The organism is Thiohalocapsa sp. (assembly GCF_019695415.1).
Classification (GTDB): domain Bacteria; phylum Pseudomonadota; class Gammaproteobacteria; order Chromatiales; family Chromatiaceae; genus Thiohalocapsa.
Genome location: NZ_JAIFKJ010000337.1, coordinates 1 through 15869 on the forward strand (window position 1 = coordinate 1; position 15869 = coordinate 15869).

The 15869-nt window shown below is 67.7% G+C and carries 12 protein-coding genes and 1 pseudogene; 12 read left to right on the forward strand and 1 reads right to left on the reverse strand.

Going from position 1 to position 15869, the window contains the following annotated elements:
* Positions 1–183 precede the first annotated feature (183 nt).
* From I6U14_RS09605 to bchJ, 12 genes are all read left to right on the forward strand, one after another.
* On the forward strand, positions 184–1407 hold the full coding sequence (locus tag I6U14_RS09605; RefSeq protein ID WP_296898825.1) for a ferredoxin:protochlorophyllide reductase (ATP-dependent) subunit N: 1224 nt from the start codon (positions 184–186) through the stop codon (positions 1405–1407).
* Positions 1408–1417: 10 nt separating this feature from the next.
* Complete coding sequence (gene bchB, locus I6U14_RS09610) at positions 1418–2980, forward strand: ferredoxin:protochlorophyllide reductase (ATP-dependent) subunit B (protein ID WP_296898813.1); 1563 nt, start codon at positions 1418–1420, stop codon at positions 2978–2980.
* Positions 2955–6701 carry a magnesium chelatase subunit H gene (locus I6U14_RS09615; RefSeq protein ID WP_296898815.1) on the forward strand — a complete coding sequence of 1249 codons (3747 nt, stop codon included), beginning with the start codon at positions 2955–2957 and terminating at the stop codon, positions 6699–6701. The genes bchB and I6U14_RS09615 overlap by 26 nt, the downstream gene beginning before the upstream one ends.
* A gap of 50 nt (positions 6702–6751) precedes the next feature.
* Positions 6752–7651: a ferredoxin:protochlorophyllide reductase (ATP-dependent) iron-sulfur ATP-binding protein gene (gene bchL / locus I6U14_RS09620; protein ID WP_296898827.1), complete on the forward strand. Its 900-nt coding sequence runs from the start codon at positions 6752–6754 to the stop codon at positions 7649–7651.
* A gap of 65 nt (positions 7652–7716) precedes the next feature.
* A complete protein-coding gene (gene bchM, locus I6U14_RS09625; RefSeq protein ID WP_296898816.1) occupies positions 7717–8451 on the forward strand; it encodes a magnesium protoporphyrin IX methyltransferase in 735 nt (244 codons plus the stop codon).
* Entirely contained in the window at positions 8451–9905 is a 1455-nt protein-coding gene (locus tag I6U14_RS09630; RefSeq protein ID WP_296898828.1) for a BCD family MFS transporter, read from the forward strand. The genes bchM and I6U14_RS09630 overlap by 1 nt, the downstream gene beginning before the upstream one ends.
* 24 nt (positions 9906–9929) lie before the next feature.
* The gene (gene puhA, locus I6U14_RS09635) at positions 9930–10700 is read left to right on the forward strand and encodes a photosynthetic reaction center subunit H (protein WP_296898817.1); all 771 of its coding nucleotides are present in this window, start codon (positions 9930–9932) and stop codon (positions 10698–10700) included.
* The gene (puhB, locus tag I6U14_RS09640) at positions 10697–11371 is read left to right on the forward strand and encodes a photosynthetic complex putative assembly protein PuhB (RefSeq protein ID WP_296898818.1); all 675 of its coding nucleotides are present in this window, start codon (positions 10697–10699) and stop codon (positions 11369–11371) included. The genes puhA and puhB overlap by 4 nt, the downstream gene beginning before the upstream one ends.
* A 16-nt stretch (positions 11372–11387) precedes the next feature.
* A complete protein-coding gene (gene puhC, locus I6U14_RS09645; RefSeq protein WP_296898820.1) occupies positions 11388–11846 on the forward strand; it encodes a photosynthetic complex assembly protein PuhC in 459 nt (152 codons plus the stop codon).
* A gap of 46 nt (positions 11847–11892) precedes the next feature.
* Positions 11893–12846, forward strand: a complete 954-nt coding sequence (gene puhE / locus I6U14_RS09650; protein WP_296898821.1) for a putative photosynthetic complex assembly protein PuhE — start codon at positions 11893–11895, stop codon at positions 12844–12846.
* A gap of 617 nt (positions 12847–13463) precedes the next feature.
* Positions 13464–14828: an oxygen-independent coproporphyrinogen III oxidase gene (hemN, locus tag I6U14_RS09655; RefSeq protein WP_296898822.1), complete on the forward strand. Its 1365-nt coding sequence runs from the start codon at positions 13464–13466 to the stop codon at positions 14826–14828.
* A 100-nt stretch (positions 14829–14928) separates the two neighbouring features.
* Entirely contained in the window at positions 14929–15576 is a 648-nt protein-coding gene (bchJ, locus tag I6U14_RS09660) for a bacteriochlorophyll 4-vinyl reductase (protein WP_296898824.1), read from the forward strand.
* Between the two features lie 58 nt (positions 15577–15634).
* Here the strand turns inward: bchJ and I6U14_RS09665 are convergent.
* Positions 15635–15869, reverse strand: a pseudogene (locus I6U14_RS09665) (hypothetical protein); the annotation flags it as partial.

Sequence of the window (15869 nt, forward strand, 5' to 3'; positions counted from 1 at the left end):
CGGTGTGGCCTGCGGCCCGTGTGGGGGCCGGGGGCCGTCTCCAGGTTGGGATAGAGGTGCAGCTCAGGCGCGGGGCGTGGTGTGGGGAGGCGCCGTGTGAGGCACGCCGGCGACATCTCCGCCGCCGCCGCTGGGCGCTGCGATGCCCCGGCGGGCGCGGCACGCGCCGGCGATTCGTGGCCGGTGCTGGGCGAGCGCGGCCAGCGGCGGGTCTTCTGCGGCCTCGCCGGCATCGTTTGGCTGCACCGAAAGATCCAGGACGCCTTTTTTCTGGTCGTCGGCTCGCGCACCTGCGCCCATCTGCTGCAATCCGCGGCGGGCGTCATGATCTTCGCGGAGCCGCGCTTTGCGACGGCCATCCTCGAGGATCGCGATCTCGCAGGGATGGCGGACTGCAACGACGAGCTGGACCGTGTGGTGGGGGAGCTGCTGGCGCGCCGCCCCGACATCGGCACGCTGTTTCTGGTGGGGTCCTGCCCGTCCGAGGTCATCAAGCTCGACCTGGACACCGCCGCCGAGCGCCTGACCGGCGAGCATCAGGGTCGAGTGCGCATCCTGGCCTACAGCGGCAGCGGCATCGAGACCACCTTTACTCAGGGCGAAGACACCTGCCTGCGGGCCCTGGTGCCGCAGATGCCGGCATCCGACGAGCCGTCGCTGCTCGTGGTCGGTACCCTGCCGGACATCGTCGAGGACCAGTTCCGGCGGCTCTTCGCGGCCGTCGGCATCGGCTCCCTGCAATTCCTGCCCGCCCGCAGCGGTACTGACCTGCCGCGGGTGGGTGCGGGTACCAAGATGCTGGCCGCTCAGCCCTTCGTGGGCGATACGGTCGCGGCGCTGGTGGAGCGGGGTGCCGAGCTGATTGCAGCGCCTTACCCCTTCGGCATCCAGGGCACCCGCGCCTGGCTCGGCGCCGCCGCTGCGGCCTTCGGCATTCCCGAAGATACGGTGGACGCCGCCTGCGCCGGCCCCATGGCTCGCGCCGAACGGGGCCTCGCGCGCTACCGCGAGCAGCTCGCCGGCAAGCGCGTCAGCTTCCTGCCGGACTCCCAGCTGGAGATCCCGCTTGCGCGCTTCCTGGCGCAGGAGTGCGGCATGGAGCTGGTGGAGGTCGGCGTGCCCTATCTGGACCGGCGCATGATGGACGCGGAGCTGGCTCTGCTGCCGGTACCCGAGCGCCTGAGCGAGGGGCAGGACCTGGAGGCCCAGCTGGACCGGCTGCGCGCCGACCGCCCGGACCTCACCGTCTGCGGTCTCGGTCTCGCTAACCCGCTGGAGGGGGAAGGGCTGACGACCAAGTGGTCCATCGAGCTGGTGTTCTCGCCGGTGCATGGTTTCGACCAAGCGCCCGACCTGGCGGAGCTCTTTGCCCGCCCGCTCAACCGCCGTGCGCGGCTCGCGTTCTGAGGTCCAGGCCATGCAGCTCACCGTCTGGACCTACGAAGGACCGCCGCACATGGGCGCCATGCGCGTCGCCGCGTCTATGCGCAACGTGCACTGCGTGCTGCATGCGCCTCAGGGCGACACCTACGCCGATCTGCTGTTTACGATGATCGCGCGCAACGCAAAGCGCCCTCCGGTGACCTATACCACGTTCCAGGCTCGTGACCTCGGCGGCGATACGGCGGCACTGGTGCAACAGACCCTGCGCGACACAGTGGAGCGTTTTCGGCCCCAGGCCCTGCTGGTGGGCGAGGCCTGCACGGCCGAGCTGCTGCAGGACCAGCCCGGCGCGCTGGCGGAGGGCATGGGCTTCGACATCCCGGTGGTGCCGCTGGAGCTGCCCGCCTACACCCGCAAAGAGAACTGGGGCGCCGCGGAGACCTTCTTCACCCTGGTGCGTGCACTGCTGCGCGGGCGCCCGGTGCCAGAGCGTGATCCGAGCGACGCACCGCGCGCCAACCTGCTCGGGCCCACGGCGCTCGGTTATCGCTGTCGGGACGACATCACCGAAGTGACCAAGCTGCTGGCGGCCGCCGGCGTCGAAGTCAACGTGGTCGCCCCCGCCGGCGCTGCGCCCGCGGACTTACTGCGCATCCCGGAGGCGGACTTCAACGTCTGCCTGTATCCGGAGGTCGCCCACGAAACCTGCGCCTGGCTCGAACGGATGTTCAAGCAGCCCTTCACGCACACCGTGCCGATCGGTGTCGGTGCGACGGTGGACTTCCTGCGCGAGGTGGGCGAGCTCGCCGGCATTGACACGACGCAAGCCATCGCCGCCGCGCAGACGCGGCTGCCGTGGTACTCGCGCTCGGTGGATTCGACCTATCTGACCGGCAAGCGCGTGTTCATCTTCGGCGATGCGACGCACGCCATTGCCGCCGCCCGCGTCGCTACCGAGGAGCTCGGCTTCGACGTGGTAGGGCTCGGCACCTACGCCCGGGAGTTCGCCCGAGAGCTGCGTGCTGCCGCAGAAAAGTACGGCGTCGAGCCGCTCATCACCGACGACTACCTGGAAGTCGAGTCCAGGGTGCTGGAGCTGGCACCGGAGCTGGTGCTCGGCACGCAGATGGAGCGGCACATCGCCAAACGGGCGGGCATTCCGTGCGCCGTGATATCGGCGCCGGTGCACGTCCAGGACTTTCCGGCGCGCTACGCCCCGCAGATGGGGTTCGAGGGCGCCAATGTGCTCTTCGACACCTGGGTCCATCCGCTGATGATGGGCCTGGAAGAGCATTTGATCACGATGTTCCGCGAGGACATCGAATTCCACGACGAGGCGGCACCGTCGCATCTGGGGCCCGCGGCAACGCGGGGCGGTGCCCAAGCCAGGGCCGAAGCGCCCGCCGATGATGCGCCGGCGGATGCGAGCGACGACGAGCTGATCTGGGAGACGGATGCGGAGCAGGAGCTGCGCAAAATCCCCTTTTTCGTCCGCGGCAAGGCCCGCCGAAACACAGAGCGTTACGCCCGGGAGCGGGGCGTGGCGACGATAACGATCGAGACCCTGTACGATGCCAAAGCCCACTTCGGCCGCTGACACCACACCCGTCAACGTCGTCATCGTCACACTGGACAGCCATCTGGCCGGTGCCGTAGAGCGCGCGCGCCCCGTGCTGCACAAAGAGATGCCGGGTCTGAACCTGGCGCTGCACGCCGCGGCGGAATGGGACGACGACCCGCGCCTGCTCGAAGAGTGCAAGGCGGATATCGCCCAAGGCGACATCATCATCGCCAGCATGTTGTTCATGGATGATCACATCAAAGCCGTGCTGCCAGCACTGCAGGCCCGCCGCGACCTGTGCGACGCCATGATCGGCTGCATGTCCGCCGGCGAGGTCATGCGCCTCACGCGCATGGGCAAGTTCACCATGGACGGCTCCCAGAGCGGGCCCATGGCCATCCTCAAGCGTCTTCGGGGCAACAAGAAATCCACCGAGAAGAATGCCAGCGACGGCGCTCGGCAGATGGCCATGCTGCGCCGTATCCCGAAGATCCTGCGCTTCATCCCGGGTACAGCGCAGGACGTGCGCAGCTATTTCCTGGTACTGCAGTACTGGCTCGCCGGCTCCGACGAGAACATCGCCAACCTGGTGCGTCACCTGGTGACGCGCTTCGCCGACGGCCCCCGTGCTGGGCTGCGGGGGCAGATCAAGGCCGAGTCGCCGGTGGAGTATCCAGAGGTGGGCGTCTTTCACCCGCGCCTGAAGGGCCGCATCACAGACCAGCCGAGCCGGCTACCGCGTAAGAAGAACAATCGCGGCACAGTGGGACTGCTGGTGATGCGCTCCTATGTGCTCGCCGGCAATACCGGTCACTACGACGGTGTCATCGACGCGCTCGAAGCACGGGGGCTCAGGGTGATCCCGGCCTTTGCGAGTGGGCTGGATGCACGCCCGGCGGTGGAGCAGTTCTTCTTCAAGGACGGCAAGCCCTGTGTGGATGCTGTGGTGTCTCTGACGGGCTTCTCGCTGGTGGGCGGCCCGGCCTACAACGACGCCGCCGCGGCGCAGGAAGTCCTGGCGGATCTGGACGTGCCCTACCTCGCGGCGCATCCGGTGGAGTTCCAGACCCTCGAGCAGTGGCAGGCGTCGGACCGCGGGCTGATGCCCGTGGAGGCCACCATGATGGTCGCCATCCCGGAGTTGGACGGCTCCACCGGCCCCATGGTGTTCGGCGGTCGCTCCGCGGAGGCGCCGGCGGACCACTCCCGCGACATGCAGCCGCACCCGGAGCGCGCCAATGCGCTCGCCGCACGCGTGGACCGGCTCATCACCCTGCGCAGCACGCCCATCTCTGAGCGCAAGGTGGCGCTGGTGCTGTTCAACTTCCCGCCCAACGCCGGCAATACGGGCACCGCGGCTTACCTCGCCGTATTCGCGTCCGTCTACAACACCCTCAAGGCCATGCGCCGCGAGGGCTACCACGTGGACCTGCCTGCGGACGTCGATGAGCTGCGGGAGCGCATCGTCAACGGCAACGGCGCGCAGTTCGGTGCGCATGCCAATGTCTTCACGCGCATCCCGACGGACGACCACGTGCAGCGCGAGCCCTATCTCGCCGAGATCGAAGGCCAGTGGGGACCGGCGCCGGGCAAGCAGCTGTCGGACGGCGCGTCGCTGTTCGTGCTCGGCGAGCAGTTCGGCAACGTCTTCGTCGGCGTGCAGCCGAGCTTCGGCTACGAGGGCGACCCGATGCGGCTCTTGTTCGACAAGGGCTTCACGCCGACCCATGCCTTCAGTGCCTTCTACCGCTTCCTGCGGGAGGATTTCGGCGCCAACGCCGTGCTGCACTTCGGCACCCATGGTGCGCTGGAATTCATGCCGGGCAAGCAGGCGGGGCTGTCCGGCGCCTGCTGGCCGGACCGGCTCATCGCCGACCTGCCGAATATGTACCTGTACGCCTCCAACAATCCGTCGGAGGGCACCATCGCCAAGCGGCGCGCCGCGGCCACCCTGGTGAGCTATCTGACGCCCCCCATCGCCAACGCCGGGCTCTACCGCGGGCTCGCGGACCTCAAGGCGTCGTTGGAGCGCTGGCGCAAGCTGGACCCGGACGCCCCCGCGGACGAGCGCAACGAGCTCGCCGCGCTGATCCAGGCCCAGGCCGCCGAGGTGGACCTGGCGCCGGTGGCGTCGGATGAAGAGCCGGAGTGGGACGCGAGCGCCGAGGAGCGCATTGCCAAGCTCACCGACGAGCTGCTGGAGCTGGAATACACCCTGATCCCCCACGGCCTGCATGTCGTGGGCGAGCCTCCGAATGCCGAGGAGCGCACCGACCTGCTGCTGGCCGTTGCCGAGGGCATGACCGAGGGCTGCGCCGAGCGGGAAGTGAGTCGAGATGCTATTGCGACCCTGGTGGACGGCGGTGCGCCCGCGCTGGCGCTCCAGAAGGGCGGCATGGCCGTCACCGAGGAAAACCTGAAGCTCATGTCGGACCTCGCCGGTTACGACCGGCTCATGTCCGAGGACCACGAGCTGCCGGCCATCCTGCGGGCGCTCGAAGGCCGGTTCGTGCGTCCGGCGCCGGGCGGGGACCTGCTGCGCTCGCCGGAGATCCTGCCCACCGGGCGTAATCTGCACGGCTTCGACCCCTTCCGGCTGCCGAGCGTTTACGCCGTGAAGGACGGCACCAAGCAGGCCCAGATCCTGCTGGACCGTCACACCCAGGACGGCAATCCGCTGCCGGAGTCCGTCGCCATGGTGCTGTGGGGCACCGACAACCTGAAGACCGAGGGCGGCCCCATCGCCCAGGCCCTGGCACTCATCGGCGCCAAGCCCAGGCTCGACAGCTACGGCCGGGTCTGCGGCGCTGAGCTGAAGCCGCTCTCGGAGCTGGGTCGCCCGCGCATCGACGTGGTGATGACCCTGTCGGGCATCTTCCGCGACCTCTTGCCTTTGCAGACCAAGCTGCTGGCGGAAGCCTCCTATCTGGCGGCTACCGCGGACGAGCCCGTGGAGCAGAACTACGTGCGCAAGCACGCGCTGGCCTACCAAGAAGCCAACGGCTGCGACATGGAGACCGCGGCGCTGCGGGTGTTCAGCAATGCGGACGGTGCTTACGGCTCCAACGTCAACCACCTCATCGACAACAGCGGGTGGGACGACGAGGACGAGCTGGCCGAGACCTACACCCGGCGCAAATGCTTCGCCTACGGGCGCTCCGGCGTACCGATGAAGCAGTCCGAGCTGCTCAAGTCCGTGCTGGGCGATGTGCAGCTGGCGTATCAGAACCTGGATTCCGTCGAGCTCGGCGTCACCACCGTTGACCACTACTTCGACACCCTGGGCGGCATCAGCCGGGCGGTGAGCTCCTCGCAAGGCAAGGACGTGCCCGTCTATATTGGTGATCAGACCCGTGGCGACGGCAAAGTCCGCACCCTGGCGGAGCAGGTGGCGCTCGAGACCCGCACCCGCATGCTGAACCCTAAGTGGTACGAGGGCATGCTCAAGCACGGCTACGAGGGCGTGCGCGAGATCGAGGTCCACATCACTAACACCATGGGCTGGTCGGCGACCACGGGCCAGGTCGCGCCCTGGGTCTACCAGCGCATGACCGAGACCTTCGTGCTGGACGAGGAGATGCGCGAGCGCCTTGCAGCGCTCAACCCGACGGCGTCCGCCAAGGTGGCCAACCGTCTCCTGGAGGCCCACGAGCGCAATTACTGGCAGCCGGACGACGCGACGCTGGAGGCGCTGCGCCGCGCCGGCGAAGAGCTGGAAGACCGCTTGGAGGGCATCACCGAGGGGGTGGCGGCATGACCCTGGACGATCTCCCGACGACCATCTTCGGCGGCGGTGGCGGCGCGCCCATGGGCAGGGCCGACGCCAAGCCCAAGGCAGACCCGCGCCTGGATGGCGAAGGCAGCCTGCAGGTGCAGCTCGACCCAGACGTGAAGATCGGCAAGGCCCAGGTCTTCGCGGTCTACGGCAAGGGTGGCATCGGCAAAAGCACCACGAGCTCCAACCTCTCCGTCGCCTTCTCCAAGCTCGGCCAACGGGTGGTGCAGATTGGCTGCGATCCCAAGCACGACAGCACCTTCACCCTCACCAAGCGCCTGGTGCCCACGGTCATCGACTCGCTCGAGTCGGTGGACTTCCATCCCGAAGAGCTGCGCCTGGACGACTTCGTCTACGAGGGCACCAATGGTGTGATGTGCGTGGAGGCGGGCGGCCCGCCGGCCGGCACCGGCTGCGGCGGCTATGTGGTCGGCCAGACGGTGAAGCTCCTGAAGCAGCATCACCTGCTGGAAGACACCGACGTTGTCGTCTTCGATGTGCTGGGCGACGTGGTCTGCGGCGGCTTCGCAGCACCGCTTCAGCACGCAGATCGAGCGCTCATCGTCACCGCCAACGACTTCGACTCGATCTTCGCGATGAATCGCATTGCTACGGCCATCTTGGCCAAGGCCAAAAACTACAAGGTCCGTATCGGCGGCGTCATCGCCAATCGGAGCGCCGAGACCGACCAGATCGATCGTTTCAACGAGGCGGTGGGGCTCAAGACCATGGCCCACCTCCCGAATCTGGACGTGATCCGCCGCTCGCGTCTGCGCAAGGCCACGCTGTTCGAGATGGAGCCGTCGCCGGAGGTGGAGCTCGCGCAGCAACAGTATCTGCAGCTCGCCGCCGCGCTGCTGGACGGGACAGACCCGTTGGAGGTCAAGCCTATGCGCGATCGGGACCTGTTCGACTTTCTGGGCTTCGACTAGCGGCCGCCCGGGAGCGTTCAGCCAGCAAGCGCGCAGCCATCACCAGCACTGAGCAAGCCACACAGATGCCGAGTCCGTCTTACCAAGAGCGCCGCAGCCAGGTGGAGGCCTATTTCGACCGCACCGCGGCCGAGACCTGGAAGCGCCTCACCTCGGATGCCCCGGTGAGCGGCATCCGTGCCACCGTGCGCGCCGGACGCGACGAAATGCGCGCGACACTGCTCGGCTGGCTGCCGGCGGACCTGGCGGGCAAGACCTTGCTCGACGCGGGCTGTGGGACCGGCATGCTGGCACTGGAGGCGGCACGGCGTGGTGCGCAGGTGCATGCCGTCGACCTCTCGCCGACCCTGGTCGAAAATGCCCGCGAGCGGGTGCCAGCGGAGCTTGCGGATCGCATCGTTTTCAGCGTCGGCGACATGCTGGCGCCCGGCCAACAGGGCGATGGGCGCGGCGATCACCCTGGCGAAGGCGCGAGCTTCGACTATGTTGTGTCAATGGACAGCGTGATCCATTACGAGCGCGATGATGCCTTGGGCGTCATCGCCGGCCTAGCCGGGCGCGCGCGCGAGCGGCTGCTGTTCACCTTCGCCCCGCGCACGCTACTGCTGTCACTGATGCACGGCGTTGGCCAGTTCTTCCCGCGCAGCGACCGCTCACCGGCCATCGTGCCAGTGGCGGAGCGCCGTCTTCGCCGCGGCATCGAGGGCGAGCCTGCGTTGGCCCGCTGGCGCATCGGGCGCACGCGGCTGGTGCAGCGCGGTTTTTATACCTCCCAGGCGATGGAGCTCACGGCCTCATGATGACGCAGCCGGCAGAGCTTCGCCGCTGGTTCCTGCGCGACATCCTGCCGCGGATCCTGCCGTTCTCGGACGCCGCCACCACGGAGCTGCCGCTGCCTCGGCTCTTGCGCCTGGCCCTGTTCCAAGGCTCCGTTGGCATGACCATGGTGCTGCTCTACGGCACGCTGAACCGGGTCATGGTGGTGGAGATGGCGGTGCCGGCCTGGCTGGTGTCGCTGATGGTGGCGCTGCCGGTGCTGTTCGCGCCGCTGCGGGCGCTCATTGGCTTCCGCTCGGACGTACACCGCTCGGCCTTCGGCCTGCGTCGCGTGCCCTATATCTGGTTCGGCAGCCTGATGCAGTTCGGCGGGCTCGCCATCATGCCCTTCGCGCTGCTGCTGCTTGCCGAGGGCGGCAATGTACATCCCATCGTCGGCCAACTGGGCGCTGCGGTGGCCTTCCTGCTCGCGGGCGCCGGCCTGCACACCACGCAGACCGCGGGCCTCGCGCTGGCCACGGACATCGCGCCCAAGGCGAGCCGTCCCCGGGTGGTGGCACTGCTGTTCGTGGCCTTGCAGCTGAGTATGCTGGCTAGCGCCTTGCTCTTCGGACTCCTGCTCACGGACTTCAGTCAGCTGCGGCTGATCCAGGTCATACAGGGTGCCGCCGTCGCGGCCATCGTGCTGAATGTGGTGGCACTCTGGAAGCAGGAGGCCGTGAATCGGGAGCGTGCCGCGCAATGCCGGCGCGAGCGCGAGGCGGGCACACCGCTGCCGCCCTTCCGTGAGACCTGGCAGCGTTTCATCGAGGCCGGCCGCACCATGCGGCTGCTGGTAGCGCTGGGGCTCGGCACCGCGGGATTCACCATGCAAGAGATTCTGCTCGAGCCCTATGGTGCCGAGGTGCTGGGACTGACCGTCGCCGAGACCACGCGGCTCACCGCCATCTGGGCTTTCGGCACGCTGGTGGCCTTCGGGCTTGCGGCGAGATCGCTCACGCGCGGCATGGATACTTACCGGCTCTCGGCGATGGGGGTACTGATCGGCATCGTCGCATTCACCGCCGTGGTCTTCTCCGATCCGCTCAACTCGCCATGGCTGTTCCGAGCGGGCGCGCTCCTCATTGGTTTCGGCGGCGGCCTCTTCGCCGTCGGCACGCTGACGGCGGCCATGAACATGGCCGGCGACGGCACGCACAGCGGTCTTGCCCTCGGCGCCTGGGGTGCCGTGCAGGCCACTGCCTACGGAGTCGGCATCGCCTTCGGCGGCGCGGTGCGCGACATCATCGGGATGTTCGCCGCCGAAGGGGTTTTCGGGCCCGTGCTCATGGGCCCGTCCGTGGGCTACGCCGTGGTCTACCACCTGGAGATCCTTTTACTGTTCGCTACCTTGATCGCAATCGGGCCGCTGGTGACCCACGGCGGCGGCAATGGTGCGCGGTCTTCCACGCGGTTCGGCATCCCCGAGCTGCCCTAGTCATCCGGCCAATGGAGGTATCCAATGCCTGTCGGTGCCATTACCAACTACATCGATGTCGCACAGCTGGTGCTGTACGTCTTCTGGTTCTTCTTCTTCGCGCTGATCTTCTACATCCGCACGGAGGACAAGCGGGAGGGTTACCCGGTGCAATCCCAGCGCATGGGCCGCACCAAGATGATGGAAGGCTTCCCGCCATTGCCCAAGCCGAAGCAGTTCAAGATGCCGCACACCGGCACCATCGTCGAGAAGCCGAGCCCGGACCGGCCCGCCTACAAGCTGAATGCGAAGCCCATTGCCGATTTCCCAGGGGCGCCGCTGACGCCCACGGGCAACCCGATGCTCGCCGGTGTCGGCCCCGGCTCCTACGCCGTGCGTGCCGAAGAGCCGGACTTGACCGATACGGGCGAGCCGCGTATCCGGCCGATGCGAGTCGCCAAGCACTTCAGCATCGCCAAGGGTGATCCGGACCCGCGCGGCTGGCCAGTCATCGGCTGCGACGGCCAGCAGGGTGGCATCTGTAAGGAGATCTGGGTGGACACAGCCGAGCCCTGTGTACGCTACTTCGAGATCGACGCCGGCGGCAAGCGGATGCTCGCCCCGACACCGCTGTGCAACGTCCGCGCAAAGAAGGGCGTCATTGAGGTCGACAGCATCACCGGCGCGCAGTTCAAGGATGCGCCCACGTTGAAGAGCTATGACCAGATCACGCTTGCGGAAGAAGACAAGGTTGTCGCTTACCTCGGCGCTGGTAAGCTGTACGCTACGCCGGACCGGGTGGAGCCCTATCTGTGAGTGAGTTTGACTTAGAGCCGGTTCCCGGCTTGCCGGAGAATCTCCCGGAAGGGGAGCAGCTCCGGTGGCAGGGCGCGCCCCAATGGGGCGCGCTCGCCGTGCGGGCGTTCCACGCCCGCACGGTGGCCATCTACTTCGGATTGCTCATCGTCTTTCGCGTCGGCTATGTCATCGTCGCCGGTGAGCCCCTGAAGGTGGCCCTGCTGTCGGGGCTATGGCTGTTGCTGCTGTGCCTGATGGCGGTGGGCATCCTGGCGCTCATGGCCTGGGCGTTTGCGCGTTCCACCATCTACAGCATCACGGATCGGCGCGTCGTGATCCGCTTCGGCGTAGCCCTGCCCATGGCCGTGAACATCCCATTCAAGGCCATCCAGAGCGCCGGCCTTAGGCGCTACGACGGCGGTGTCGGTGATATTCCCATGGTTCTGGGCGATGGCCATAGCGTCAACTTCCTGATTCTTTGGCCGAATGTGCGTCCGTGGCGGTTCTTCGACGCCCAGCCGATGCTGCGCTGTGTGCCGGATGTGGACCGGGTCGCCGATATCCTGGCGGAGGCCCTCCGGCAAGCCACGGCTGCGGAGCGGGATGGCGCTGGAGAGGACGCCGCCGAGTCCCGCGACGCCGCCGGCGGCGCCCCGCAGCTCGGCACGGCACCGGCGACGGGCCGGTGAGTCGGATTCGCGCATCGTGAGTGATCCCTTCGAGGGCCGTCCCTTCCCCCGTGGTGTGCTCATTGGCGCCGCGCTGCTGATCGGTTTCGTGATTCTCGCCGCCGCCATGGTGCAGATCACCGGGTTCGGCGGCACCGAAACGCCGTTGCCGCCTGTGCTGGAGAGTCGTGAGCTCGTGTTCATCGATGACGGTGCCGGTACCACCACGGTGCGCATCGCCGGTGACGATGGCAAGCTCGCGGAGCTGGAGTCTGGCGTGGACGGCTTCGTGCTGGGCGTGATGCGAGGTATGGTGCGCGAGCGCGAGGCCTATGATGCGGCTTTGGATGCGCCCTATCTGATTTCCCTGCGTGAGGGCGGTATCCTGTTGTTTGAGGATCCGCTCACGGGTCGGCAGATCGATCTCCGCGCTTTCGGCCCCACCAACACCGCCGCCTTTGCGCGTCTGCTGCGCGCGGAGCCCAAGTCTCAGTGATGGTTGCGCGCCGCGAGCCGCCGCGCCCGGGGGCCGCGTGCCCGTCATGCTGAGCTACGCGCTCGCCATTGCCTACGCCCTGTTCCTTTGGTGGTTCAGCACCGGCGTCATCCTCTACCTGGACAAGCGTCCGGAGCGGACCTATCCGTGGAGCATGGCGGGTGCGACCCTCGCCCTGCTTGCGGCCTTCGCTGTGCTGGTATGGAGCCGGGAGGTGGCCACAGTGGCCGGTGCCTATGCGGGCTTCACCGCTGGTGTCGTCATCTGGGGCTGGATGGAGATGAGCTACTTCATGGGCTTTATCACCGGGCCGCGTAAGGCGCCTTGCCCCGAGGACTGCCATGGCTGGCGGCGCTTCCGGCTCGCGCTTTCCACCAGCATCTACCACGAGCTGGCCATCGTCGCCGCCGCCGCACTCATGCTCTGGCTCACTTGGGGGGCTGCCAACGCGGTAGGGACATGGACCTATCTCATTCTCTGGCTCATGCGCTGGAGCGCCAAGCTCAATCTGTTCCTTGGGGTGCCGAACCTGAACGAGGACTGGCTGCCGGAGCGCATCCGCTTCCTGACCACGTACCTTGCGAAGCGGCCCATTAACCTGCTGTTCCCGGTGTCGGTCAGTGTGGCCACCGTCATCATGTGTCTGCTGGTGGACACCGCGATTGAGCTGCCGCCGAGCGGCTTCGCTGGGGTCGCGCTGATCCTCGCAGCGACACTGTTGGCGCTCGCGATCCTGGAGCACTGGTTTCTGGTGCTGCCGCTCGCCGACGGTGCGCTTTGGCGCTGGGCCGTGGGCCCCGCGGCGCAAGAGGCGGAGGCTGCCGATCAACGCCCAGCAAGCGCGGCGGCGGGCGACGGCCCGCCCGCCGAGACCGGCGGCCGGCAGCCCTTGCCGGCCACGCGCAGCGGCGGCGGCCCGATGCGCCGGTTGGCGGCGCATCCGCAGATGGCCAAGCCCGTATTGCCGCGGGCGGTACCGATCCCAGTGCGCTCGCGCTGAGCTCAGCCTCAGGTGAAGGGCGCACGCGCGGTTCGCGGGCGGCTTGATGTGTATCAACGACGCCCCGGGACTCCTTGTCTAACTTTACAGGGCCGGTGCCGACACTGAGTCGGGACCACCGGCAGGCGTCCGCAACACCGCATCGGCTCTGCCGCTGCGTTGTCATGACAAAAGCAATGAGAAGCGGGCTCAGCGGCGCCGGGCTGACGCCACCGGCTGCGACGGCCGCCGCCCCGACGGTGGCTGGCCATCTGAGCACCGCATCGCTAGGGAAGCATACGACAGGATTCAGGCACCCGGCTTCATACTCCGGACAGTACCGCCCCATAGCCGTGCGACCCTAGGTCACGTGCATACAGGTCGGTACGCGTTTGCCGCGGAGCCCGTCGGTGAGTCGTTCTTGGGTCCAGGGAGGTCCGGACTTCGCTGGGGGAGATGCTGCGCATTCGCCAGTTTTGGCAACGCGCAGTCCGGAGGCCGCCGATTCGGCTCTCCGGCTCCCTGCGTCTGCACCCGAGGGTCGGGTCCAGACGGCGGGGCGCGTTGGTCCCGCAGGCGTGGTGCCGATGGGCTCGGCGCCGACGTTGTCACCCGGAAACCACAGAGGCCGCTCATCCATGTCCACTGCCGCCCCCGCCGAGCTGTCCCCGGAAATGGTCCAACGCTTGAGCGCACGGGGCCAAAGGTTCGAATCGGCGGTCCGCTCCCTCGACTGGGGGGGCGATTATGGGGCCGAGGATTATGTCCGCGCCCTGGACGAGGTCGCTCGGCATCCCGCCGAGACCCTGTCGCTCTATGTGCACATCCCGTTTTGCGCCGGCCGCTGCCTGTACTGCGGCTGCAATACCACGGTCACACACGACAGCGCCCGCATGGATGCCTATCTGGACCTGCTGGACCGAGAGATGGCCATGGTCGCCGAGCGCATCAACGGCGACCGCGACGTGCTCCAGGTGCATCTTGCCGGCGGCACGCCCAACTATCTGAGCGAGGCGCAGCTGACGCGGCTCACGGAGATGTTGGAGCGCCGCTTTCACTTGGTCGCGGACACCGAGCGCTCGATCGAATGCGACCCGCGCCGCACCTCCGCCGGACAATTGGAGCTGCTGCATGCGCTGGGCTTTCACAGCATCGGCTTCGGCGTCCAGGATCTCGATCCTGAAGTTCAGCGCGCCATCGGCCGCATTCAGTCCGAGGAGCTGATTCGCGACGTCTACTGGATGGCGCGAGAGATCGGCTTCGACAGCATCAGCTTCGATCTCATCTACGGCCTGCCTCAGCAGACCGCGACCACGTTCTCGCGCACGCTGGATACGGTGCTCGAGCTGGCGCCGGATCGTGTGGCCTGCTTCGGCTATGCGCGGCAAACACTCGACGGCCCCCATCAGCACGCGATCGACGTACACGAGCTGCCGGACAACGCCACCCGCGAGCAGCTCTTTCGCAGCGCGGTGGCTGCCTTCACCCAAGCCGAGTATGCTTGGATCGGTCTCGACACCTTCGCGCTGGAGACGGATGACCTCGCTCTCGCCCAGGCCGAGGGTCGGCTACACCGTAGCTGCATCGGCTATACGGCGACGCCCAGCGCACACCTTGCGGGCCTTGGCGCCGGCGCCATTGGCGAGCTTCAGGGCACTTGCGTACAGAATTACCCCGACCTGGACACCTGGCGCGATCATGTGGTTTCTGGCCGCATTCCGGTGCAGCGTGGTCACCGCCTATCCGAGGCCGGCCGGCGGCGTCGTGACGCCATCTCGCACCTGATCTGCAACCTGGAGCTGCCCCACGCCATGGCCGATGGCTGTCTCGATGAGGGGTGCCGGTGCGGGGGCGCCTGGGCGGGTGGCGGGGTGGGGTGGGGGCGGCCGGGGGGGTGGTGCGTCACCGAGGCGGGACGCTTCTGCCTGCGTGAGCTGTGCACAGAGCACGACGCCTACTGCCAGTGGGATCGAGCACGGTGGCATTTCTCTCATTCCGATTGAGGCGGACGACACCGCGCCGGCGCCGGGGACAGCTCAACGGCACCGACCCGCGCGCCGTCTGGCGGGTCGGGGTGGTCCGGCAGCGCAGGCGAAGGCCGCGTTGAGCGCCGCGAGCCCTGCGCCCACCGGGACGCCCCCAGCCGAGCACGCCGCGGTCACGCCGCATCGGATCGGCCCGAACGCCATCATCCGCATCGCCGAAGCCCTGAATGCGGGCCCAGGCGGCGCTGATGGCGTGTTCGCGGACGCGGGGCTTGTCCATTACCTCGCCGAGCCACCGCAGGAGATGGTGGACGAGGATGAAGTCATCGCGCTGCAACAGGCGCTGAGACGCCGGCTCGGCAGCGACGTGGCGCGGGCCGTTTCCTTCGACGCCGGCCTGCGCACCGGTGACTACCTCCTCGCCCATCGCATTCCGCGGCCAGCGCAGCGGCTGCTGCGTGTCATGCCGGCGGGGCCCGCGAGCCGGATGCTGCTCAAGGCCGTGGGCCAACATGCCTGGACCTTCTCCGGCAGCGGTGTGTTTGGGTTCACGCCGTATAGCTGGGTCCAGGGCCAGCCGGTGCAGGTGCGTATCGCGAACTGCCCTATCTGCCGAGGCAGCCAGGCGTCACAGCCCATCTGCGACTTCTATAGCGGCGCCTTCGAGCGGCTCTTCCGCACCCTGGTGCACCGCCGAACACAGGTACAGGAGGTGGTTTGTCAGGCGCAGGGTGCCGACGCTTGTCTGTTCGAGATGCGATGGTGACGCCGCCTGGCGCGTCCGGAGGTGTCTGCGGTAGGTCGGTGGGTTTCTTTACGGCCCCTCAGTGCAGGCGGCCGCCCGGGGCTGCTTGGTTGCCGTGGCCAGCATCCGCCTGCTCTCTATCCTCGACCAACGGCAGTGTGGCGTGGTGCAGCACCATGCGCCACCCATCGCCGGTGCGCGCATAGACGTTGGTGGCGAGCACGCGCGTGAGACCGCTGGTGTCAGCTGCGGCCGGGCCGATACGCTCCTCGACCAAATGGATGCTGACCTCGGCCGCCGTCGTCCGATGCAGG